The organism is Acinetobacter rongchengensis (assembly GCF_003611475.1).
Classification (GTDB): domain Bacteria; phylum Pseudomonadota; class Gammaproteobacteria; order Pseudomonadales; family Moraxellaceae; genus Acinetobacter; species Acinetobacter rongchengensis.
Map to the genome: position 1 here is coordinate 21,104 of NZ_RAXT01000019.1, position 24,903 is coordinate 46,006.

General features: G+C 38.9%; 23 protein-coding genes. 4 read left to right on the top strand and 19 right to left on the bottom strand.

What is annotated here, in order from left to right; genetic code table 11:
• Positions 1-108: 108 nt before the first annotated feature.
• Genes D7V20_RS10430 through modA form a run of 3 tightly spaced genes read right to left on the bottom strand, consistent with a single transcriptional unit; the run spans position 109 to position 2,205 of the window.
• The gene (locus D7V20_RS10430; protein ID WP_120384228.1) at positions 109-726 is read right to left on the bottom strand and encodes an ATP-binding cassette domain-containing protein; all 618 of its coding nucleotides are present in this window, start codon (positions 724-726) and stop codon (positions 109-111) included.
• Between the two features lie 4 nt (positions 727-730).
• The gene (modB, locus tag D7V20_RS10435; protein ID WP_120384229.1) at positions 731-1,423 is read right to left on the bottom strand and encodes a molybdate ABC transporter permease subunit; all 693 of its coding nucleotides are present in this window, start codon (positions 1,421-1,423) and stop codon (positions 731-733) included.
• Positions 1,423-2,205, bottom strand: a complete 783-nt coding sequence (modA, locus tag D7V20_RS10440) for a molybdate ABC transporter substrate-binding protein (RefSeq protein WP_120384230.1) — start codon at positions 2,203-2,205, stop codon at positions 1,423-1,425. Before modA ends, modB begins: the two co-directional genes overlap by 1 nt.
• A 424-nt stretch (positions 2,206-2,629) precedes the next feature.
• Here modA and D7V20_RS10445 point away from each other — a divergent pair, with 424 nt between their 5' ends.
• From D7V20_RS10445 to D7V20_RS10455, 3 genes are read left to right on the top strand one after another with little or no spacing between them, the layout of a single operon-like run.
• A complete protein-coding gene (locus D7V20_RS10445; RefSeq protein ID WP_120384231.1) occupies positions 2,630-4,024 on the top strand; it encodes a GntP family permease in 1,395 nt (464 codons plus the stop codon).
• A 39-nt stretch (positions 4,025-4,063) separates the two neighbouring features.
• Positions 4,064-5,221, top strand: coding sequence for an iron-containing alcohol dehydrogenase (locus tag D7V20_RS10450; RefSeq protein WP_120384232.1), 1,158 nt, complete (start codon positions 4,064-4,066; stop codon positions 5,219-5,221).
• A 59-nt stretch (positions 5,222-5,280) separates the two neighbouring features.
• Complete coding sequence (locus tag D7V20_RS10455) at positions 5,281-6,777, top strand: CoA-acylating methylmalonate-semialdehyde dehydrogenase (RefSeq protein WP_120384233.1); 1,497 nt, start codon at positions 5,281-5,283, stop codon at positions 6,775-6,777.
• Between the two features lie 69 nt (positions 6,778-6,846).
• Here D7V20_RS10455 and D7V20_RS10460 read toward each other — a convergent pair whose 3' ends face one another.
• From D7V20_RS10460 to D7V20_RS10530, 15 genes are all read right to left on the bottom strand, one after another.
• Positions 6,847-7,599 (bottom strand): IclR family transcriptional regulator, encoded by a 753-nt coding sequence (locus D7V20_RS10460; RefSeq protein ID WP_120384234.1) that lies wholly within the window; start codon positions 7,597-7,599, stop codon positions 6,847-6,849.
• Between the two features lie 273 nt (positions 7,600-7,872).
• On the bottom strand, positions 7,873-9,072 hold the full coding sequence (locus D7V20_RS10465) for a hypothetical protein (protein WP_213072509.1): 1,200 nt from the start codon (positions 9,070-9,072) through the stop codon (positions 7,873-7,875).
• 303 nt (positions 9,073-9,375) lie between these two features.
• A complete protein-coding gene (locus D7V20_RS10470) occupies positions 9,376-11,016 on the bottom strand; it encodes a thiamine pyrophosphate-binding protein (protein WP_120384235.1) in 1,641 nt (546 codons plus the stop codon).
• Positions 11,017-11,064: 48 nt separating this feature from the next.
• Complete coding sequence (locus D7V20_RS10475; protein WP_120384236.1) at positions 11,065-12,531, bottom strand: aldehyde dehydrogenase; 1,467 nt, start codon at positions 12,529-12,531, stop codon at positions 11,065-11,067.
• A 19-nt stretch (positions 12,532-12,550) separates the two neighbouring features.
• Positions 12,551-13,342 carry an aspartate dehydrogenase gene (locus D7V20_RS10480; protein ID WP_120384237.1) on the bottom strand — a complete coding sequence of 264 codons (792 nt, stop codon included), beginning with the start codon at positions 13,340-13,342 and terminating at the stop codon, positions 12,551-12,553.
• Between the two features lie 9 nt (positions 13,343-13,351).
• Positions 13,352-14,146, bottom strand: coding sequence for an SDR family oxidoreductase (locus tag D7V20_RS10485; protein WP_120384238.1), 795 nt, complete (start codon positions 14,144-14,146; stop codon positions 13,352-13,354).
• A 21-nt stretch (positions 14,147-14,167) separates the two neighbouring features.
• Positions 14,168-14,983 carry an alpha/beta fold hydrolase gene (locus D7V20_RS10490; RefSeq protein WP_120384239.1) on the bottom strand — a complete coding sequence of 272 codons (816 nt, stop codon included), beginning with the start codon at positions 14,981-14,983 and terminating at the stop codon, positions 14,168-14,170.
• Positions 14,984-15,009: 26 nt separating this feature from the next.
• Positions 15,010-15,531, bottom strand: coding sequence for a cupin domain-containing protein (locus D7V20_RS10495; protein ID WP_120384240.1), 522 nt, complete (start codon positions 15,529-15,531; stop codon positions 15,010-15,012).
• Positions 15,532-15,647: 116 nt separating this feature from the next.
• Complete coding sequence (locus D7V20_RS10500; protein ID WP_120384241.1) at positions 15,648-16,871, bottom strand: MFS transporter; 1,224 nt, start codon at positions 16,869-16,871, stop codon at positions 15,648-15,650.
• A 44-nt stretch (positions 16,872-16,915) separates the two neighbouring features.
• Entirely contained in the window at positions 16,916-18,124 is a 1,209-nt protein-coding gene (locus D7V20_RS10505; protein ID WP_120384242.1) for an NAD(P)/FAD-dependent oxidoreductase, read from the bottom strand.
• A gap of 38 nt (positions 18,125-18,162) precedes the next feature.
• Positions 18,163-19,092 carry a VOC family protein gene (locus D7V20_RS10510; RefSeq protein ID WP_120384243.1) on the bottom strand — a complete coding sequence of 310 codons (930 nt, stop codon included), beginning with the start codon at positions 19,090-19,092 and terminating at the stop codon, positions 18,163-18,165.
• A 10-nt stretch (positions 19,093-19,102) separates the two neighbouring features.
• Positions 19,103-19,867, bottom strand: a complete 765-nt coding sequence (locus tag D7V20_RS10515; RefSeq protein WP_120384244.1) for an SDR family oxidoreductase — start codon at positions 19,865-19,867, stop codon at positions 19,103-19,105.
• Positions 19,860-20,924 carry a Rieske 2Fe-2S domain-containing protein gene (locus D7V20_RS10520; RefSeq protein WP_407923943.1) on the bottom strand — a complete coding sequence of 355 codons (1,065 nt, stop codon included), beginning with the start codon at positions 20,922-20,924 and terminating at the stop codon, positions 19,860-19,862. The genes D7V20_RS10515 and D7V20_RS10520 overlap by 8 nt, the downstream gene beginning before the upstream one ends.
• A gap of 16 nt (positions 20,925-20,940) precedes the next feature.
• Positions 20,941-21,243, bottom strand: coding sequence for a recombinase-like helix-turn-helix domain-containing protein (locus tag D7V20_RS10525; RefSeq protein WP_120384246.1), 303 nt, complete (start codon positions 21,241-21,243; stop codon positions 20,941-20,943).
• Positions 21,244-21,277: 34 nt separating this feature from the next.
• The gene (locus D7V20_RS10530) at positions 21,278-21,583 is read right to left on the bottom strand and encodes a non-heme iron oxygenase ferredoxin subunit (RefSeq protein ID WP_120384268.1); all 306 of its coding nucleotides are present in this window, start codon (positions 21,581-21,583) and stop codon (positions 21,278-21,280) included.
• A gap of 263 nt (positions 21,584-21,846) precedes the next feature.
• On the opposite strand from D7V20_RS10530, the gene D7V20_RS10535 reads away from it, so the two are divergent.
• Positions 21,847-22,665, top strand: a complete 819-nt coding sequence (locus tag D7V20_RS10535) for an IclR family transcriptional regulator (protein ID WP_120384247.1) — start codon at positions 21,847-21,849, stop codon at positions 22,663-22,665.
• Positions 22,666-22,867: 202 nt separating this feature from the next.
• Here D7V20_RS10535 and mobR read toward each other — a convergent pair whose 3' ends face one another.
• Positions 22,868-24,547, bottom strand: coding sequence for a phenol degradation transcriptional regulator MobR (mobR, locus tag D7V20_RS10540; RefSeq protein WP_120384248.1), 1,680 nt, complete (start codon positions 24,545-24,547; stop codon positions 22,868-22,870).
• Between the last annotated feature and the right edge of the window lie 356 nt (positions 24,548-24,903).

Sequence of the window (24,903 nt, forward strand, 5' to 3'; positions counted from 1 at the left end):
TTGAAAAGCACCTATCCATGTGAGGTGCTTTTTATATTTACGCTCTATGTTACTTTTATCAAAAAAATGATTGCGACGAAGTTAATTCAGCATTTGGCTCAAAACAACTTAAAGCAACCAAATATGCTCTGTTAATTGTTTAATTTCACTCATATCATGGCTGACATATAACATTGGAATATCAGTTTCCAGTTGAACCTTTTGAAAAAAAGGAATAATTTCCAGCTTATGTGCAGCATCAAGTGCAGATAAAGGTTCATCTAATAATAATAATTTTGGTGAATATAATAATGCTCGCCCTAATGCAACCCTTTGCTTTTCTCCACCAGAAAGCTTCGTAGGCATACGACTCAGTAAATGATTTAATTTTAGTAATTCAATAATATAGTCTGGATCAAAACGCTGTTTTTCCGTTGCAACCCGTTTATATCCAAACAATAAATTTCGCATAACTGTCATATGTGGAAATAACTGAGCATCTTGAAAGACTAAACCCACACTACGTTGCTGCGGACTTAAATTGATTTTCTGTTCTGAGTCAAACCACGTTTGATCTTTAATTTTAATCCATCCATTTGCAGGAGTATTTAACCCTGCAATGGCATGTAAAATACTGGTTTTCCCTGAACCAGAAGCACCAAAAAGACCGATGACATGATGTTCAGATGCATATGCTTGATCGAGTTTAAATTTTCCTAAATTTAACTGAATATGACAATCAATCATCCAATTAACGCCCTCTCTTTTTTTTCTGATAGCGATGAAACCATTGGGCAAACCATAAGGCAAAGAACGCAACTGTTAATGACAGAATGATTAAGCGCCATACTGCATGTTCAGTATCAGGTTGTTGCATCAAACTATACATCGCCAAGGGCAATGTTCTAGTCTCACCTGCAATATTCCCAACAAAAGTGATTGTTGCGCCAAACTCGCCAAGACTTCTACAAAAACATAAGATTGCACCTACTAATATTCCACTACTCGCTAAAGGTAAAGTGACATAAAAGAATGTTCCAAAAGAAGATGCCCCTAATGTTTTTGCAGCCATTTCTAAACGTTGATCCACCAACTCAATTGCAAGACGGATCGACTGTACCAATAAGGGAAATCCCATCACTGCCGAAGCCAAAACCGCTCCTTTCCAGTTAAATGCTAAATTGAGTCCAAACTGTTCTAGATATTGTCCCAATACGCCGCGGCTACCGAAAACTTGCAATAACAAATAACCTGGTACAACTGGAGGAAGCACCAAAGGTAAAAACACTAAAGTTTCAAATAATGATTTTCCAAAAAATTCTTTTCGAGCCAAGACCCAACCCACTGCGAGTGCAGGGATCAGACTAAACGCCAAGCAAGCTGCTGCAACTTGGCAAGAGAGTTTAAGAACTTCAAGCTCTTCAGATGATAGCGAAAACATTATTATTGAGCAGGTAATAACACAGTAAAGCCATATTTCTTAAACACTGCATTGGCTTGTTTACCTTGTAAAAATTGGTAGAACGCTACAGATTGTGGATTATTTTGAACCAGACCCAATGGATAAACGATCGGGGTATGCGTACTGATTGGAAATACCCCAACCACTGTGACATCTTTACTGATTGCAGCATCAGTAGCGTAGACAATTCCCAACTGACATTCACCCCGTGCAACAAAGTTTAAGGCAGCTCTGACATCTTCAGTTTCCACCAAACGCGGTGCTAATTTTTGCCACCAGCCAAGTGAGGTTAAAGCTTGTTTGCCATATTTGCCTACAGGTACACTTTTGGTATCACCCGTACATATCTTGCCTTGAAATGCAGTCGATGGATCGAAGCTTTTGTCCATTTTTATTTTGATAGGTTTAGATTTGGGTGAAATCAAAACCAAGCGATTTCCCAATAAATTGACCCGTTTATTTGACTGAATTAATTTTTTATTTTGTAAATAATTCATCCACTGCTCATCGGCGGAAATAAATACATCTGCTGGTGCTCCAGCTTCTATTTGTTTGGCTAAGGTTGATGACCCTGCATAGGAAGTTTTTACTGCTAATTTGTTTTGTTTTTCAAATAGATGATCTAAGTCAGTCATTGCATTGGTTAGACTTGCTGCGGCATAAACGGTAACAGATTGTTCTGCATGTACCTGCGCTGTAAGAACGAACCCACAACATAATATGGCAGATCGAACACTGTTATTCTTAAAATTTTGAAACATCATGCGCCCCATTTGGATTATAAAATAACCGATATGTTTTTAAAAATATATTGATAATTACTCTACGTCAATTCAATAAAAAAATTTTCATCATCAAGCATAAATAGACAGGCTTGAACACCAATTATAATATTTCTGTTTTACGCTTTTTATTAAAATAAATGATTGAAAAACATAATTATTTATTAAAAGCAATATTATACAATTTTCATGATTTATAAAGCACTAGAGTTTTTAGGTCATACGCTGATTTTATCACTGCCTTTTATTTCACCTAGTTGTTTCATGTTAAAGACGCAAGTTCGATCTTTATCGCTTTGGCACGGCTTCGCAAATTTTCTATTGACTTATGAGCGATTAAATTATATACATCAATAATGATACGATTTGTATCATTATATAAGAATATAAAAACAGGATGTTTAAAATGATTGGTTTAATAGGAATTGTGTTGTCCTTAATTTTGCTCATGTATCTGGCATATAAAGGATTTAGTGTCATTATTCTCGCTCCATTGCTTGCACTTTTCGCAGTCATGTGGAGTGGATTAAGCAATGAATTACTCGGTATGTATTCTCAAGTATTCATGACTGGTCTCGGCGGTTACATCATTAAATATTTTCCGCTTTTCTTACTAGGTGCCGTCTTTGGAAAATTGATGGATGATTCTGGTTCGGCTAGAACCATTGCTAACTTTTTTGTAGACAAACTTGGTCATAAAAGAGCCATGCTTTCAATCGTATTGTCATGTGCAGTTTTAACGTATGGAGGTGTTTCTTTATTTGTGGTTGGATTCGCTGTATTTCCGATTGCAGCAGCATTATTTAAAGAGCTTGATATTCCTAAACGCTTGATCCCCGCTGCGATTATGTTAGGTGCTTTAACCTTTACTATGACAGCGTTGCCGGGTACGCCAGCGATTCAAAATGCGATCCCTATGCCTTTTTTTAATACAGACCTTTATGCAGCACCAGGTTTAGGTATTTTGGCCTCTATCTTTATTTTGGTTACGGGAATGTGGTGGCTCAATAGACGTATTAAAACAGCATCATCTCAACAAGAAGGTTATGGTCAGCATATTGAATCACACCCCCATCTAAACTCAGTTGGATCGACTGATCCAAGCCTAATTATCGCCATGATCCCAATTTTGGTCGTGATCATTACCAATTTAGTTTTAACTAAATTCATTTTACCTAGCCTAGATACGGCCTATCTCGCTACAGATAAATTTGGCAATACTTCACTGAATTCCGTCATCGGACTTTGGGCCATTATTTGTGCTTTAGTATTGGCTTGCGTGACGATTATTGTTTTGAACTGGAAGCAGATCGCAAATATTAAAGACTCCATTCAACAAGGTGTTTCATCTTCTTTTCTACCTATTTTCAATACAGCATCAGAAGTTGGCTACGGTTCTGTGATTGCATCATTGGCAGGTTTTATTATTCTGCGTGATTTCCTTGTTGGAGTTGCACCGAGTAACCCGCTTATTTCTGAAGCAATCGTGATTAATGTATTGGCTGGTATTACTGGGTCTGCTTCTGGTGGTTTAAGTATCGCTTTAAATACCATGGGCGAAACATATATGAACCTCGCGACTCAATTTGGAATATCCCCTGAACTCATGCACCGTGTCGCTTCGATGGCATCGGGTGCGCTTGATTCACTTCCTCATAATGGTGCTGTCATTACCATTATTACACTGTGTGGTTTAACCCATAAACAGTCTTATTACGACATGTTTATTGTCGCTGTCATTATTCCTTTGTTTGCGTTAAGTGGTGTGATTACCCTCGGCACAATATTTGGCTCATTTTAAAAATGTGAATTATTTTCAAAGTTTTATAAGGATATAAAAATGTCGCATAGCATCAACCTACCTCGAATTATGGAAATTGGGAAAAATTCCCGAAGTAAACTTCCAGATATTCTCAAGTCTTTAGGCGCTAAAAATCCATTAATCATTACCGATAAAATGATGGTTTCATTAGGATATATCGAAAAAATTCAACAACTTCTAAAAGAAGCAGAGATATATGCCGATTATTTTGATGAAACGATTCCAGAACCGACTTCTGGTTCGATCGCCGCAGGTGTGCAACATGTAAAAAGCCATCACTATGATGCCATTATTGCTGTAGGCGGTGGCAGTCCAATTGACAGTGCTAAAGCAATTAGTATTTTAGGTAAATTCGGTGGCGAAATACGTGACTATAAATTTCCTCGACAAGTCAATGAAACAGGTCTTCCAATTATTGCGATTCCTACAACTGCGGGAACAGGGTCAGAATGCACTCGTTTTACCATTATTACCGATGATCAAACCAGTGAAAAAATGCTCTGTGCTGGACTGGGTTTTTTACCAGTAGCAGCCATTATTGATTATGAACTCACTATGTCATTGCCAGCACGTACAACAGCAGATACTGGTATTGATGCATTAACTCATGCCATTGAAGCTTATGTCAGTAAAAAAGCGAATGCGTATAGCGATGCTCAAGCAATTGCAGCAATGAAACTGATCGGGCCAAATTTACAAACGGTTTATCACCAACCTGATAATGAAATCGCGCGAGAAAAAATGATGCTTGGCTCTACACTCGCAGGGATTGCATTTTCCAATGCATCGGTTGCGTTAGTCCATGGAATGAGCCGTCCAATTGGTGCTTTTTTCCATGTGCCACATGGTCTTTCCAATGCCATGTTATTGCCGATGATTACCTCTTATTCCATACAAGCAGCACCTGAGCGTTATGCAGATTGTGCAAAAGCGATTGGTGTCGCAAATCAAGATGATGAGCTTGAGATAGCGAACCAAAAACTAGTTCAAGCACTTATTCATATTAATACGGATCTACAAGTTCCAACCCTAGCCGAATTTGGAGTGAGCAAACAGACCTTTGATGATCTTGTTCAAACCATGGCAGAACAAGCCTTGGCATCTGGATCACCACTCAATAACCCACGTGTACCGAGTATTGCTGAAATGGTTTCACTGTATCAGCAACTTTGGTAAACGAGACATCATTATTTTTGCACCAATATTTTTAGAACAATTTAAAGAGGAAGTCACCCATGGATCTTATTGGACATTTAATTAATGGTCAGCTCAACACTGATCATACAAGAACTCAACCTGTGTATAACCCATCCACAGGTGAGCATAGCAAAAACGTTGCGATCGCCAGTAAAACCACAGTTGAACACGCGATTGCTGCTGCAGAAGCTGCATTTCCAGAATGGCGTGATACTCCAGTAATTAAACGTGCCCGTGTCATGTTTAAATTTAAAGAATTACTTGAACAAAATGCAGATCAAATTTGTGCCTTAATTGGCCAAGAACATGGAAAAATTGTGCATGATGCTGCTGGCGAGTTACAACGAGGCATTGAAAATGTGGAATACGCATGCAGTGCTCCTGAATTTTTAAAAGGCGAATTTAGTAAAAATGTAGGGCCATCCATTGATTCTTGGAGTGAGTTTCAACCTTTAGGTGTGGTAGCAGGTATTACTCCTTTTAACTTCCCTGCTATGGTGCCGTTGTGGATGTTTCCGATGGCTATCGTTTGTGGAAATACCTTTGTACTTAAACCATCAGAAAAAGACCCTTCATCTACTTTATTTATCGCTCAATTACTCAAAGAAGCAGGCTTACCCGATGGGGTGATGAATGTTGTTAATGGTGATAAAGAAGCGGTAGATACTTTATTGTATGACAAGAGAGTTCAAGCGGTGAGCTTCGTCGGTTCAACAGCAATCGCTGAATATATCTATCAAACAGCCACCTCTACAGGTAAACGTTGCCAAGCCCTAGGCGGTGCAAAAAACCATGCGATTGTCATGCCCGATGCTGATATTGATAATGTTGTTAGCTCTTTATTAGGTGCTGCTTTTGGTTCATCGGGTGAGCGTTGTATGGCACTTTCAGTGGCGATTGCTGTGGGTGATGAGATTGCTGATTTAATGATTTCCAAGTTATCGGACGCTATTCGTAAACTTCAATACGGGGCTTTTTCTGACAAAACCAATGATTTCGGCCCAGTGATTACAGCACAACATAAAGCAAAAGTTGTCGGTTATATCGACAGTGCAGAACAACAAGGCGCCACAATTGTAGTAGATGGGCGAAATGCAGCACCACAAGGTTATGAAAATGGCTTCTATGTCGGCGCAACGCTCATCGATCAAGTTACACCAGACATGATCAGCTATAAAGAAGAAATCTTTGGCCCTGTCTTACAAGTCATGCGAGTAAAAACCATGCAACAAGCTATGGATCTGATTGATAATCATGAATATGGCAATGGAACCTGTATTTATACCCGTGATGGCGAAGCTGCTCGCTATTTTAGTGATCACATCAAAGTTGGAATGGTTGGAATAAACGTACCGCTACCTGTACCTGTGGCATATCATAGCTTTGGTGGGTGGAAACGCTCATTATTTGGTGATTTATATGCCTATGGACCTGATGGTGCTCGTTTTTATACACGTCGTAAAACCATTACCCAGCGTTGGCCTACAGCCAATGTGCGTGAAGGTGCTCAATTTTCAATGCCTACATTGAACTAAACTATTTCATTGAAAAGCGCAAATAGCCAAGCTATTTGCACTTTTTATTCAATTTATATTCAATCTTTTTTAATCAAAATCGATAAGCTGATTGAGATCATTGGCAGCCTGACGTAACAAGGGTTCAAAAGCCAATAGATCATCCAAAGACTTTCGTATCGTCGGTGCATGAGTATATAAACAAGCAACAATCGTGTCTTTCCTTTGGATCGGTACAGAACATGCCACCATTCCTGAAATGAATTCTTCGTTGTCTGTTCCAATCTGATGAAGAAAAATATCATTTAGATTTTGTTCGAGTAAAACTGGATCAGTAATTGTATTTTTTGTGAGTTGCGTAATTGGTAAATTTTCTAATATTTTCTTACGTTTGTTTTCTGGCTGAAAGCTTAAAAATAATTTTCCACTTGAGGTACACCATAAAGGAACAGTTGAACCAACAGGCAAATAGACTTGTAATGGCCAATTTGCTTGTACCCGATCTGTGTACAGCATTTGATTATTACTTAATATTGCAATCCCGCAAGTTTCATTGATTTGATCTGAAAGTTTCTGAAGTATCGCCAGTCGTTCCATCTTTCGTGGTTCTTGCTCCCAAGAACTCATCAATAGTTTATAAGTTCGATCACCGACAATATATCCCCCATATATATCATTTTTGATAAACCCTTCTTGTTCTAATGTTTGTAATAAACGGTGAATACTGGGTTTTGGAATATCTAATTCAATGGCAAGGTCTAATGGTGTAGGTGGATGTTTCGCTGTAGAAATCGCTTCAATAATATCTAAAACTCTAGTAATGGATGACCCTTTTTTACTCATTTTGACTGCCAATAAGAATTACTTAATTTGTATTTTATTATAGTCAACAATAACTTGTTTAGATAATATTCATTTTATCAATATTCGCCCACTCTGTTGATTGATGACCAAACATGAGTCCTTTTTCTTCATAACTAAAATATATCATGACCGATATTTTTCAGTTTAGACCCAAGTTTGATCATTTCAACGCATATCACTTTATGAATGAAAATCAAAATATTGAAACATGTTCTTGTTCAATATTTAAATACATTACTGATTTAAAACTCATTAAAAACTAAAACCAATATTTAAATTAACACGATACATCCACTTATCGCTATTAATCGAAGTTGCAGAAGTAAAGCCTGTCCCATTGGTCGCACCACCAATGATATTTGCATTTTTACCCCAAGTATAATCAGCCCATAGCATAAATGGAGAAGCGATAAACATCGCACCAGTGGTATTCATTTGCGAGGCATCCCAATCACTGCGCTCTTTGTCTAAATAGCTATAATCATTGTAAAAACGGATTGCTTTTAATTTACCCATATTTTGAATCGGTAATGTATATGCTAAATTCAGACTGGCAATCGTTCCTTCAGAAGCAATAAAATAAGAGGGGGTTAAACCATTCGCTCCCATGAGAGTCATGTCATCATCAACCCCATCAGGATTTTTAGCATCGTATTGATAATGGATGACGGATGATTGCAAATTCCAACGCTGATAATTACTGTTGGTGTGTACACTAGCTGCGTAATAACTCCCATTTTTATCGGTCAGTTTATTGTGAAGTTGCGCCACAGCACCTGATAGCCCAATCTCATGTTTACCGATTTCATCATTACCAAACTTACGTACAATCCGAGTATTGAATTGATTTTTCTTTTCATTTTGATAACTCTTTTGAAAAGGCAAATGATTGGCTGATAGATCATCATAGGTTGCGACTTCAGGTGAATAGCGTAAATTGGTTTGTAACATTTCTGGGTAATAGCCCAATTTTACATCCCAATCGGGATTAGTGTAATTCCAATTGATCCCTGGTGCAGCATTGTTACCATAGCCTAAAAAGAAAGGAATATGATATGTCCAACCATTTTGTGGATATGGATAAATCGCAAAAGGTTTATATACAAAGCCAGCATCTATACTGTTGTGCTGATCTAGATGATATCCCACATAGGCTTTTTCAATAGAAGTCTTTTCCTGATCCTGAACAAGATAACTCGCATTTAAATAGGCATCACCTGATTTACCCTTTAAATCTAAACGGAAAATATCAAAATCTAATTTACCAAAACCACGTTTATCACTGGCTTTCCATTGCTCATAACGATGATTAAAACGGAGTACACCTCCAACTTTTAAAGACTGCGTTCCATCGTTACTTTTCCATTCCAATGGATCATCTTTTGCCTGAGCAAAAGATGATCCAGCTATGAGCATCATTACAATTGTTGAACCTAACACGATGTTATTCATATAATTTCCCTTTACTGACACTACTCTTGTTTTATATACAAAACTTTGTTTATCTGATTTTTTATTTAAAAAAAATTAAGCGCTTTTGCTCAATTTTTCCCAATAAAAATCAAAGGCATTCTGTACCGTCAAATATCCTTGAGACAGCACAACATATTGAATGCTTTATATTGTTTTAGAATGTATGACCGACCTCATCTTGAGATTTAAAATAAGATCGGAAAGTTGATTTACATACGCAATTTAAAAGTCTTGAACTACAGCATGATCAAAGACTTTTGTTGTGAGTACATTCAACAAAATTTAATACAGTTTTTTCTGCGGTGGACCTGCAAATTTCAATGGTCCAATCGCATTCATATCCAGTTCAATTACTGCTGGACCTTTTAAGTCAATCGCTTGTTGAATCACTGTTTTAAATTCATCGGCACTACCCACTTTCCAACTTTTCACACCCATCGATTCACCCAGTAAACGGTAGTCTGGGGTGTGCAATTCATTAAAATACTGGCGACCATCGAAATAGTTATTTTGAATGCCACGCATCACGCCATAACCGCCATCATTCATCACCATAAGCACCATGTCGGTATTTTCTTGTGCCATGGTTGCGATTTCACCGATGCCTAACATCAAACCACCATCGCCGACTAAACCGACTACTTTTTTGTCAGGGTTTGCAATAGATGAACCGATTGCATGTGCAAGACCAAGACCAATTGCACCAGCCAAAGAATGAATGTTTTTGTTTGGTGTCTGAACAGGAAACAAACGACTTCCCCATGTACTTCCAGACATCGTAATGTCACGTACAAAAATACCATCTTCAGGTAATGCTGCTCTCAAGTGATCACAGATCAATGCATACTGATCCATTTGCGTACGTAAAGCATTTATCGCATCCTCATGTGCTGCAACAATTGCTGCATCGTATTCCGCATCGACTTTAGAAATACCTGTCAATTGACGAATCACACGACCTAGAACATCTTTGGCATCTGCACAGATAAATTTATTAATTTTATAATTACGTTGCTGTGCAACTGGATTGGCATCAATCTGAATAATATTATCAGGGAATTCAACTGAATAAGTTTTCGTTTCATTACTGCGTAAACGTGAACCTACCACAACCAATAAGTCAGCTTCTTTCAACAATTTCTCAACTGCAACAGCGTTGTGAAAAGCCCCTAAAGAACGTGGATGACTATCTGCCAAAACACCACGTGCATGTGTCGAAGACACCACTGGAATACCTAAATCTGCAATCGCTTTTACTTCTTCAGTTGCATTCAGCGTACCGCCTCCAATCCAAAAAATTGGTCGCTTTGCTGCTTGAATAGCAGTTGCAATTGAATTAACTTCTGCATCTTCTGCTTTTGGGAGTTGCAATGCTTTGACTGGTCCTAAGTTTGCAGGTAAATCAATTTCAGCAGCTTGTACATCAATCGGAATTTCAACACTAACTGGTCCCATTGGAACGGTGGTCGCAACTCGAATCGCCTCTCGAATGATCCCAACAGCATGATCAGGGCTGGTAATACGAAATGCGGCTTTGCTTGATGCTTTTAAAAAGGTGAGTTGGTCTTTGGTTTCGTGAATAAAACTCGCATCTCGGTCTAAATATTCACGCTCAACTTGACCCGTTAAATGCAATACAGGACTACTTGCATTCATCGCTTCAATAAGGGATCCAACTGCATTCCCTGCACCTGCACCCGTACTGGTCAATGCAACCCCCAAACCTTTAAAACGGGAGTGTGCATCTGCCATGGTTACAGATCCAGCTTCACCGCGAGCAGCAACAAAACGCATTTTTTCACGACGTCCAACAGCATCCGCGATGGGTAAATTATGAATTGAAATCACGCCATACATACTATCTACAAGATGTTCTTCCAATACACGGACAATCGCTTCACCTACATTTACTCTTTCTGTCATTTCATAATTCCTTAATTTTCAAATTCCTGATCTATGGTTAAACGAGTGCTAATCACTCCAAAGATTAGCCTGTTCGTTTAAGCCCAGATAAATACTTTTTTGCTGCATATAAGACAAAATACCTAGACGTCCTTTTTCACGCCCTATGCCACTATCTTTAAACCCGCCAAATGGCGCACTGATGGAGAATTTTTTATAGGTATTGATCCATACCGTACCGACCTCCAAACTCCGTGCTATTTTCCAAGCTTTACGATAATTTTCAGTCCAGATTCCTGCTGCTAGTCCAAAACAACTGTCATTGGCTTGCTCAATCAAGTCTTGTTCATCCTGATAAGGCAATACCACTAAAACAGGGCCAAAAATTTCTTCCTGACAAGTTTGTGCACTGTTGTCTAAACCCGTAATAATGGTTGGCTTATAAAAACTTCCTTTAGCAAACTCACCCGCTGTAATCGCTTCACCACCTGTAACTACAGTGCCGCCTTCAGCTTTTGCCAATTCGACATAACGATGAACGGATTCCAAATGTTTTGGGTTAATCAAAGAACCCATATGTACATTTGGCTGCTCAGGATGTCCGACACGTAAACCTTCGGTAATTTCAACTAAACGTTTTAGAAAAGTTTCATAAATTGATTGATGAATAAATAAACGTGAGCCCGCAATACACGCTTGACCTGCAGAGCTAAAAATACCGTATGCAATACCCTTAGCTGCAATTTCAATATCAGCGTCAGGCAGTACGATAGTTGGAGATTTACCACCGAGCTCCAACGATGTGGTAATCAATTTTTCAGCAGCTATATGTGCTAAATGCCGTCCAGTAGAAGTACCACCAGTAAAAGAAATTTTACGTACCAAAGGATGTTGAGCAATTGCATCACCAATGACTGAACCACGGCCAATCAAAACACTTAAGATTCCTTTTGGCAGCCCTGCTTCTTCAAAAATTTTAGCTAGTTCAAGTGCAATTAAAGAGGTTGCTTCAGCCGGTTTTAAAATCACGGCATTCCCTGCTGCAATCGCAGGCGCTAATTTTTGTACCTCGCTGGCAATTGGAGAGTTCCAAGGCGTAATTGCAGCAACTACGCCAACAGGTTCATGCACACTCATCGTTAAAAAATCAGGTGCACGTTGAGTGGTTAACTCCTCATTAAACGTTTCACATGCTGCCGCATTAAAACGTGCGGTTGCTGCCGCACTCATCACCAAAGCACGTGTTTCGGCTAAAGGCTTCCCATTATCACGTGTTTGTAACTTTGATAATTCATCCACTCGTGATTCAATAATATCGGCAACTCGATATAAAATTTTGGCACGCTCGTGAGGAAGTGAATGGCGCCATTCTGGTTTACGCCAAGCTTGATCTGCTTTAACAATCGCTTCTTCAACATCGTCTAAAGTTGCCGTCGAGATTTCAGCATTCACAGAATTATCTGCGGGAAATAGACTTTGAATCACATTTCCACGACCTAAACGCCATTCACCTGCAACATAAATTTCTTTTACCATGGCACTCACACCTTATTCTTTAAATCTGAATTGCGTCTACGCTATTTCTACAAGCACGGATGACACTCAATGCAGCCAATGTCGAAGTCTTTGGATTACTTTCCAAAGGCACTCCAATCATTTCAATACTCATTTTTCCAAAACGACCTTCCGCAACGATAGTGTGTTTGTTTTGGCTAATATTCGGATCAACGATCAGCTCAACTTTGGTTTCATCCATACCAACCCCTGCTAATGCAATAGTCGCTGCCACATTGGCATTGGCTGGAAAATTTAAAGCAGCTTCACGTGCAGTTCCCTGATAAAAAACAGTGGCTTCAGTGACATGATCTAAATCGATTAATTTCTCAGCATAGCTACCACGCCAACTATTCGGGCTTTTACAGCCTTTATAAGTGACTTTTTCTAAGCCCCCTTCTTTGGCTGCGGCAATACCGTCAATACCAGCAATCGCACCTGCTAAGAGATGTAAATGTGCCCCTGTATGCTGTGCAACACTCTGTAATTTTTCAAAAAAGGTGGTATCTGCCAAAGTGCCGACAGAAATCAGTCCTAAATTCCAACCTTGTGCCAATACTTTTTCCGCATGCTCTTTGACGGCCGCTTGACCTGCAACTTCAATCACATAATCAGGTACGCCAATACAATCACTGATATTCGAAATCACCTGTACATCGCTTGGAAGTACTTGTTTGGCATTTTCAATACTACGTTCAGGAACCACGACCCATTTCAATGCTAGGTCTTTTGGTAAATGGGTGAGTACCTCATTTGCCATTGCACCCAAACCAATCATCATTAACTGTTTCATGTGCTCACCTTATAAATGCTTATTAAAACCGCCAGACACATCAATCGTTGAGCCTGTGGTATAAGACGCCATTGGCGATGCAAGAAAAACCAAAGCGCGTGCAGGTTCTTCTGGCTTACCTAAACGTGCCATTGGAATACCCCGTTTTTTTGCAATGTTGCCAATCCATTCTTCCCAAGATTGTTCAAGATCCGAACGGGTTTCAAAACGACGTTTCCACTGTGCAGACTCCACCATACCTAATAAAATCGAGTTCACACGGATGCTGTATTGCGCAAACTCATGCGCAAGAGAATGGGTGAGATTCAACAAAGCAGCACGTGCAGATGAGGTAGCAATCATGTGCGGTTCAGGCTGGAGTGCTAATAACGAATTTACATTGGTAATCGAACCACAATCTGACTTTTTCAATGCAGGTAAAAAGGCTTTAATCGGATGTAAAACACTAAAATATTTCAGTTCAATTTCTTTTAACCAATCTTGATCTTCTGTCGTGTCAAAATTGGAAACACGCCCTTGCCCTGCGTTATTGATTAAAATATCAATACCACCAAATTCTTTTTGCACTTGATCTGCAAATTGTTGTACTTCTGCTTTATCTAAAACATTACATACCGCAGTCAATACAGTTGCATTTGGATAGCGTGATAGAATCATTGCTTTTGAATCACTTAATCGCTTTTCATCTCGACCGCACCATGCCACATTGGCACCTTCAGCGATTAACAGTTCTACTGTTGCTAACCCAATACCCGATGAGCCACCAGTCACCACTGCATTTTTTCCATTTAATTGGAAACTCATTTCCCTATCTCACATCAAAGCTTAATTAAGCGACAATAAAATTTGATTAAACTGATCTGCTTGGTCTAAATAACTCAAATGACCTGCATCTTCAATTTGATAACAATGCTCAAGTTTGTAACCATCAACCAAGGCTTGAATATCTTGCGGAGGCGTGATGCCATCCGACATGGCTTTGATCACATATGTATCTGGCTGTTGAATTTTTAAATAACTTTGAATAGCGTCATATGCCAATAGATATGACGCTTGAATAAATCCCGTTAAACTAATCTGCTGCATTACGGCTTCAATCAGTTGCATCACTTCTGTTGATGCATGTGCAACCAAATGTGGACCACGTGAACGAGCCATCTCCGAAGCGCCCAATTCTTTGAGCATTTTGGGACGTTTCTCAAATACAGCTTGCTGCTGCTTCTCATCGTGCCCTTTATAGCCTTGTGCGACATTGGTAATCATCAAAGCATCCACAGAGTCTGGATATAAAGCATTAAATGCAGCAGCTTGAAGTGCACCCAGTGAATGCCCAACCAAAATAAAATGTTCCAAACCTAATGCATCGACCATTGCTTTCAATCGTTGAGCAAAGTCCATCGCATTTGGCTGAGTCATTTCCAATGGGTCTGATAATCCATAACCTGGTGCATCCCATGCAATCACGTGAAAATGTTGACTTAGGCTTTGCAACTGTTTTACCCATGAACCAGAACCAGAGCTTATGCCATGTAGCAATACCAAATGCTTCCCTTCTCCTGCTTCACGATAAGATTGCTTCACACCATTGAACTGAACTGTTTTCAATTCAAACTGTGCCAGTTGCTCAACTAAAGTCATCATGATTCACCTTTAAAACACTTAAAAAATTAACGTTTAATCTGAGATAAAGGATGCTCAGGTGGGTAGTTTGGAATAGTAGGTTTACCTGTTCCCAACATCACGCACATCAATGCATCTTCACTTCCTGGGTTAAATAATCCACGATAAATACCTGGCGGAATTGATATCAAATCACGTTCTTTTAAACGTGTTTCAAAACGCTCACCTTCATGTTCAATAAATAAATCAATTTCACCACGAAGCATAAAGAACACTTCCTCTACATCGTGATGGATATGCAAAGGACCTTCACACTGAGGTGGTAAAACCATGGTTGAAAATGTGAAATTTTCAGCAGGAACGGTATTGCTATCATTCGCAACACCTGTTGCACCCGTCCCCATATAACGCATTTGTGCACGGCGATATTTAGGATCGTAATCTGCTTGGAACTTTAATGCGTCGAAGTCATAACGACGTGTTTCAAAGCGAGCAATACGACCACCAATCCACTCTTCTAAAGATTGATTTTCAGGCTGTTTCCATGATTCAAATTGTTGTATAGACATGATGTTATCTCCTTACATTTCATCGAACTACGCCAATACAGCTGACAATATTCGACCATTTCATTGGGTTAATTTATTTTTTGAGCAGCACGATTTAGCGACTCAAAACTCAATCTTTAATAACGTTTTAAAAGTGGAATAAGGAAAAATGAACCAATAACAGCAACAGCAGCTAAAAAGGTAATTCCGATATTGAAACTGCCTGTTTGCATCACAATTGCACCAATAATCACAGGTGCGACCGCGCTGGCAAAATTACCTAATCCATTGAAAATTCCGCCTGCTGTTGCGCCAACATCTGCGGTCGTCACTCGTGCCAATAAAGCAAATACAGCCGAGACACCAAATCCCCATGCCATCGCACTCAGTGACATTGCAAGAATCACCGTCATCGGATTGGTTGCAATCACCATGACGTACATGAAAATACCTGCAATCAATAATCCGCCACTGACTTGAATTGCACGTTTACCTAATTTGTCAGAAAGAAATGCACCGATCACTTCGCCAATCAACATGGCAATAAATGGAAGACTTGAATAAATACCAAACTCTTTTAAATTTAAGCCTTTGTCTTGAATCAAATAAGACGGTACCCAACTGTTTAAGCCCCATAGATAAGTCATCAAGGCAATATTGAAGATGCACAATAACCAGAATGCGGAATTGGTGAATAAAGCTTTGCTATTGTTTAAATGTGTTTTTAAATTGACACGCTTACCGACACCATCAAGATCAACAGTACGTTTTAGCTCTAAATTACGTAGACCAAAAGTAATAATCAGAAGGACCACAAAAGTCATTGCACCCATCACAAAGAAAGTGGAATGCCAGTCATAATGGCCTAAAACAAATGCCGTAATCGGAAAGCCGAGGAAAGCACCTATGGGTGTACCCAATAAAAACATGGTCGATGCACGTGCTTGCTGACGGTCGGTATAAGTCTGTTTTACAATGGTATAAGCTAGAGCGAACAATGGTCCTTCCGCTAAACCAAGTAATACTCGTAAGGTCAGCATCGTTCCATAATGGGTTGTAAAACCCATTGCAATCATGAGCACACCCCACGATGCAACGCTCCAAAACAGCATTTTCTTTGGGCTAAAGATATCCCCCAAAGAACTTAAAAATATGGATGAAAAACCATATGCCAATAGAAAACTCGTCATTAACCAACCGAGTTTTGCTTTGTCTTGACCAATCCCCATGGCATTTTGAAATGTCGTATCAGAGAACAAGACGGCAATACTAATTTTGTCAAAAAAAGCTAAGACCACACAGATCATTAAAATAATGGCTGGTGTCCAATGCTTCATCCCTGTTTTTGCATCATTTTCCATACTAAATCCTTTTAAATTTGGCTAAATTCGCTACCCCAAAACAGTTATTTCAATTTCATTAAATTAAAATTGATATCTTGCAATTGAGCTGGATCTAACTGTTTAGAATTGGCTATCCACCGCTTAGCCAACTTCACCAATTTGGCATCATTTACAGCAATCATATTGATGAGTTGATGTTGCTCATTTAAATAAAAAAAGCTGATTTGGTTTTCATCTGTTTTACGTATCACTACCTGTTTCGTTTGCTCAGGTTGATATGTGCCTAAAATTTGGATATTGGCTTGATACTGATCTGACCACAGCCATGGAATATCTTGGTAAGCGGTTAAATCACCTAACATGGATTTTGCAGTTGCAATCGCTTGATTTTGCGCATTTGCCCAAGACTGGATGCAATAACCTAAGGTAGGATGAATGGCCACATCGCCTGCTGCATAAATGTCTAAGTCAGAGGTTTGACCAAACTCATTCACCACGATGCCGTCTTTTACTTCAAGCTGTGCTAGATCTGCCAACTCTTTGGCAATTTCAGCGCCTGCTCCAACAACAACACAATCGAATAATGGCAACGAAGAATCTGCATTAAAAACTTCCACTTGCTTATTCGAAGCCTCTATTAAATGCAATTTGGTTGCATCTAAATGAACATGTGTTCCTGCTTTTTCATGTAGCTCTTTCAGAAAGTCAGAGACTTCTGGACTGACACTGCGTGCGCAAAGACGTGAACCGTATTCAAAAATATCGACGTCTTTTCCTTGCTTACGTGCAGTTGCTGCAATTTCCAAACCAATCCATCCACCACCAATAACGGCGATACGCTGGGCTGTTTTCAAATGTTGTGCTAACTGTTGGCAATCCTGAATATTTCTGAGCGTATAGACATGTTCCATTGAACTCCATGCTGAGACAGGTATCCGTGCACGACTTCCCGTTGCAATAAGTAACTTGTCATAGACCAGTTGTTTACCACTTTCCAAATGTACCGTTTTCTGTGCTTTATCTAATTTCACAGCATGATCAGGCTTATGCCAAATCACACAAAAATCATCTACTTGGTCAATAGAAAACAAATTTAAACTTTCTAATGTTGCCTCTTCAGAAAGCACTTGTTTTGATAATGGTGGGCGCTCATAAAAAACGTGATCTTCATTGGATACCACATGGATTTCACCTGCATATCCTTGATTACGCAAGGTATGCACTGCCCAACCAGCGGCTTGCCCAGCACCTACAATCACAATTTTGTTCATGTCGATTTCCTTATCTCTTTCGCTATCTGACTTTGCCTTTAGGCTGGTTTGACTTGCCTACGGGTTTCATGATCCAAACCACCCTCAATTGCCCATTCAGTAAACAACTCCAAACGATGCTCTTCTTCACGCGGTTGCCATTCTTCTGTGAGATAATCATCATTGGTGTAATATTCGAAAGCACCACCCAATGGGGAATTTACATACCAAAAATAAGCAGAAGAAATAGGGTGGCGACCTGGTCCAATAAAGGTTGACCAAGATTGACGATTCATACTTAAACCACCACCTATTACTTCGTGAATATCTCTTACGACAAAGGCGACGTGATTTAAACCTGCTGGTTTATTTGGAATTGAGAGTAGGAACAAATCATGATGAAAACCTTCACCACGACAACGTAAAAATGCACCACGCTCCCGATAAGCATCCGATAAATGGAAACCAACTTTTTCGATATAGAAAGCTTGTGTTTTGGCTAAATCTGGTGTGAAAAATACCACATGACCAATCGCAACAGGCTCTGCTTTTTCATAGACAGGACTAGCCGCATTGATACGCTGTACATTGCCGTATTGGTTAATCGCTGCTGTTGCTGCTGTTGGTAGCTCACGTGTTATACTTTTTTCGAAAACAATGGTCATTCCATTTGGATCACGGCATTGCACTTTAGATGCTGTACACAAAAAATCAGGTTCATGCATCAAGTTAATGCTCAGCCATTCAAAGTCCTGTTCATTGTCAACGCCCCACGTCACTTCACGTAAAGTTGAACCCGCTTCAATGGCTTGTGGTAACCGTTCATCCGCAACATCAAATAAATAAATTTTGCTACCATTTTGAGTTTGATATAAATCAGTATTTTCTATGTCGGAAATAGCTGCTTTCAAACCAAAATCAGTTAAAAAAGTATTGGCCTCTTGTCGATTTTCAACGCCAAACTTTAGAACCTCAATTCCTGTAATCATGTTTTGTTCCTTAATTAAATACAAAACCGCCATTCACAGGAATATTTTGTCCCGTCACAAACGAAGCCATATCTGAAAGTAGATAAATCGCTGTGCCGTTTAAATCCTGTGGTAATTGCTGACGCTGTATTGCTCTTCCATTGACATACAAATCATGACGTGCCTGAGGAACCTGCTCAGTCACTTCAACCAAAGTTAAACCTGGACTAATGGTATTTACACAAATATTGTCTTTACCCAGTTCATTTGCCATAGACCGTGTCATGGAAATAATTGCTCCTTTACTCGCAACATAGGCAAGTAATTTGGGTGCACCCCATAACGCAGTATCCGAAGCAATGTTGACAATTTTCCCCTGAGTAGAGGCTTTTAAATACGGTGTACATGCCTGAGTTACTAACCAAGTCCCTTTAACATTGACGGTCATGACTCGATCCCAAAGATCCTCGTCATATTCCATCAATGTCGAACCACCAACACCCGTTGCAATAGCAGCACAATTCACCAAACCATCTAAACCTGAAAGTCGTTCAACCGCCGTGTGAACAGCCTTTTGAATAGATTCTTTTTGGCTTAAATCAATGCTGACCGCAGATACATTTAAACCTTGATCTACAAGTAGTTGAGCCTCATGTTGTACGAGATCTGTCAAAACATCTGCCATCACAACTGTTGCACCCGCTTCTGCAATTGCTTGAGCAAAATCACGCCCCAAACCTCTAGCAGCACCCGTAACAAAAATACGTTTACCTGCTAGAATAGGTAAACTAACCATGGGACACTTCCTTGACTTCGATACGATTTTCATCTTTAGCAGTTTGAAGTGCGGCAATTTTTTTGATTTGCTTTTCCGCCTCTTTTTTCATCAAACGACGTAATCGAGATAAACCGACATCGTGTTGATATAAGAATTCATGCTGACGTGCATTCGGTGCTAAATTTTCCAAAATAATTCGGTCTTGTTCCAAAACATCCCAATGCAATTGTTCTAAATGGTTCCGATATAAAAAACGCCATACATTACGTTGCCAACCTGAAACTTTACGGCAGCGCCAGAAGAAAACACGGGTATTGTTTGCATCAATCGGTGTAGCAAAACCCACAATCCAAAACTCGCCACCCGGACCAAACTGCTTGCGATATGGAATTGATAGACGTAACCAAGCCGCTCCTGTGTGACCATATTCAACCCAGTCGAAGTTCACACCTGATTGCCCTTGTTTTTCAAAGATAAAACCATCTTGGGTTGAACGATGTTTCATTTCCGCAGATCGTTCACCTTCTGCCATCGAATGTGATGTGGCATGTAAATAAGAGCCGTGCATAGGATCCATTACATTATCAATGGCATACTGATGATTGACTTTCCAATCTGCCATACACAGAAATGAACTCCATTCTTCACTTGCAAGCTGATCTGGGAGAGAAAGCTCAGCAGGCTGTTCAGATGGATCAAGACCAAACCAAATAAAAATTGCATCATGCATTTCTTGTACTTGGTATGATTTGACACAATCACTGCCTTTTAATGGGCAATCATGTACAGCAGGCACATCTTCAACTACACCATCATGACGCACTTCAACACCGTGATACCAACATGCAACACGATCACCCAAGTTCCAACCTAAAGATAAACGTGCGCCACGATGTGGGCAGCGATCTTCTAAGGCATGAACTGTGCCTTTTTCATCTCGCCATACGACAATATTTTCACCTAAACGAGTAATACCAACTGGGTTTGAACTGACTTCCCAACTTGCTAAAACTGGATACCATTGGTCACGTAATCCAAGATTTAGATAATGTTCCGTATCAATTGCTGTTGTCATGATCATGTCCTTATTCCTATTCGTATCCTAAGCGTTGCATCTCTGTTGAAAAGTTTTCAACAGTCCACAACTCACCAGCATCATTTCTAAATCCTTGTTGATTTAAGCTCAAAACCAAATCATTTAATTCAGTTACGCCATTAGAAAAAGCTTGTATTAGCTGTTGTACAAAATCTAATTCGTATGCGCTCGGTTCTTTGTAACGGTTTTGCCATACCAAATGCTCGACTTGGCCTGGCACTTGAATATTGTTAATCCCTGCATCATTTGAGGGTGTTGCATTGATCCATTTCGCCAGCTTTTCATTAAACTGTTTCATTTGATAACGTCCCTAATAATCAACTAATCAACTTTTAAAGCTGAATCTGAATTTCTTCGTTTTCGACTCGAACATGATATGTACATAAATCCCGACAACCTGGCCCACTTTCTAAACGCCCCGTTGGGATAGAAAAAATGGCCTCATGTAAAGGACATTCCACTGTTGAGTCTTCGATAAAGCCTTCAGTCAATAATGCAAAGGCATGAGGACATACATTTTCGATTGCAAAGTAATCTTCTTCGATGACGAAAATCCCTATTTTTTTATCATTAACCTCAACTGCCTTTGGCTCGTCCTCTGTAACTTCATCCACTTTACAAACGGATATCCAATTCATGTCACCACCTTCCATGTTTTATATATAAAACATTATTTAATATCCAAAACAACATGCTCAGAATAAACTTTCAGCAAAATAAAAGTCAAATATTTTTTAAGTAAAAATTTCATGCATTTAGATTAAAAATACATTTTGTAACGTTTTGAATGTGAAATTACGTTTTATATATAAATATTGTGATCTGCAATTTTGAACGTTAAAATGCTATTTACAACATCCTGCTTAAGCAGACTGCATCATTAATTAAGGTTCGTTTATTGATGAATTCAACAAATACAGACGCGCTCTTAGAGCTAGAAACAGAAACAAATAAAGATGAGCGTTATTTAGTACCCGGTTTGGTACGTGGCTTGGCTATTTTAAAGTTATTTGATCAAGACCATCAGGAAATGACGATTTCAGAAATTGCTGAAAAAATAGAGGTGAATCGCTCCAGTGCCTTCCGTTTAATCTATACACTTGAGTCTTGCGGCTATCTTCGAAAGAGATCACAAAAAACGTATGCCTTGGACAGTAATGTCATGGCTTTGGGCTTTAATAGCCTGTCTAAATTATCTTTAAATGAATTGGCTGCGCCGATCATGCAAAGTTTGCGTGATGAAATTAAAATTGCAGTTCACCTTTCCATTCTTGAAGGCACAGACATCGTATTTATTCACAATGTCCAATCCATTGGGCCATTTACCAGTAATGTACATATTGGTACACGCTGGCATGCACATGCCACAGTGATTGGTCAATTAATTTTGGCTGGTTTACCTGAAGCTGAAGTGAGAAAACGTTACGCAAATTTCACCGACTGGAAGGTATATTCTGAACGTACCCCTCATGATCTGGAGTCTCTTTTAGAACGCTTAAACTATGTAAGAACACAGAAATTTATGGTCAGCTGGGGACACTTTAATACCGATATGGCGGCTTGCGCAGCACCTATTTTCAATCAATCGACACAGGAAATGGTTGCTATTTTATCTGTAAGTTGCCCACTCAGTACTTATTCTGAAGATGTATTTAGGACTAACATTGCTCAAAGCGTGATTGAGCATGCAAATAAGATTTCTCAATTTATTTATATTTAATTTTTGAATTAAACAATACTCTTAAGAAAGGTGCGTCATTCTTTCGAGTATTGTTTTAAGCGATTTATCTACATCATCATTAGTTTCTAGCAATCTTATAAATTTTTGATAATTTTGAAATTTTAATTTTTTATACATACGAAGCTACAGTATATAAAATATTATGCTGTGTTCTCTTTACCTTTACATACTCAGCACATATTCAGCGTCCCTTCACAATTTGCTTTTTTAAGCGATAATCTAAAGATGCTCTACTGATCCCCAATAATCGCGCTGCTTCAGAAATATTATTCCCTGATTTTTGCATAGCATTGGAAATTAATTGATTTTCATGTTCTTCTAAACTAAACCCTGTTTGAAGTAATGAATCAAAATTAAAACTTACTGGCTTGTCTTCAACATCTTGCTTAATTTGTGGGAATAAATTATTGAGTTTAATTTCCTGTTGATGATCAGTGAGTAAGGTTGCCCGTTCTAATAAGTTTTCTAATTCACGGATATTTCCAGGCCAATCATATTTCATCACAAAATTTTTAGCTTTATCACTCAACCCTTTCAAGGTTTTATCATACATATTTTCAAAACGAGCTAGAAAATGATTGATCAATAAGGGAATATCCTCTCTGCGCTCTCGTAATGGTGGAATGATCACTGGGAAAATATTTAAACGATAATACAAATCTGCCCTGAATTTTCCGTCCTGAACAGCCTGTTCTAAATCTTCATTTGTTGCTGCAACGATTCTCACATCCACTTGCCGTGTCCGAATATCACCTACTCGCTCAAACTCACCCTCTTGTAATATACGTAATAAAGCCGCTTGGGCACGTGGAGACAACTCAATCACTTCATCAAGAAAAATCGTTCCACCATGTGCACGTTCAAATTTCCCCATTCGAGACTGGATCGCACCTGTAAATGCCCCTTTTTCTACCCCAAAGAGCTCTGATTCTATGAGGTCTGGCGGAATACAAGCACAGTTCACGGCCACAAAAGGCTGTTCTTTACGTTGACTTGCATTGTGGATACCACGTGCAAATGCTTCTTTACCCACACCAGTTTCGCCTTGCAATAAAACAGCAACTTTACTTCCCGCTGCTTTTTTAAGTAAATCACACACTTTACGATAAGCAACTGACTCACCGACTGCATTAAACATGGTGTAATCACTTTCCGCATCGGTATAAATATTTTTCTTTAGTTCATTCAGTTCAGACTGCAAGGCAATAATTTCATCTGAAATAGCATCAGGCGACATAAATCGAATCAGTTCATCAGCATTTTCCCATTCACTGAGTGGCTTACCAATAATTCGACAATGCTCATCCCCTTGTGCAACGCAATGTGTCTCTTGATAAATAATCGTTTGTCCCATCACATAACTACTGTAGCCACATGCATAGCCCAAAAGCATCCAACATGCAGGTTCATCTGATGAGCCAAATTCGCTTAAATGTACTTCAGCTTCAAATGAATTTAACCAATTAAAATCCGCATAAAACTGTTTTAAATCATGACTTAAATGCAAGTCATTAACTTCAACTTGGACCATCCCCCGAATACCATGCATCTGAGGTCCAGCCATAAACGCTTCCGTTTCATTCAAATTTGGGCGCAGTTTTGAAGTCACTTCTGCATCACGCATACCTGCTTGATATCCACATCGAATAAAGAAACGCTTGGTTCTTTCTAAACCTAACATTTGAAAAAGATCTTTTCTTAAAAATCCAAGAATACTGGTATGCATCAGTAACATTCGATTTTCATCAAACCAAATTTGTCCATGTTGACTATCAAAGATAATTTTATCCAACAAATCTTGAATATCTTTATTCTGTTCAAGTATCTGCTTATATAACTTCACATCCTTGGCTTGCGGCATAATATCCATCCTTGGCTATATGTTTTGTGAATATATTCATTCCCCATATTACCTAAATCCAACTCGAAAGATTGACAACCTTATTCTTATATTTATATACCTTTGAGGTATGCTATTTTAATTCTAATATATATCAATAATTTAGAAATTATAATTTTTGACCCAAAACACGATTAAAAATATTGATCTGCAAATATGGTTTTTATTCTTTTGATGAAATCATCTCCAATTTAGTTTCATCATTTCATGAAAATCTCCAATTAACACACGACATTCAAAACCATAAAAAACAATAACTCATTGTATTTTAAATAAATATAAAAATTGGCACGACTTTTGAAATATATCCAGTCAAT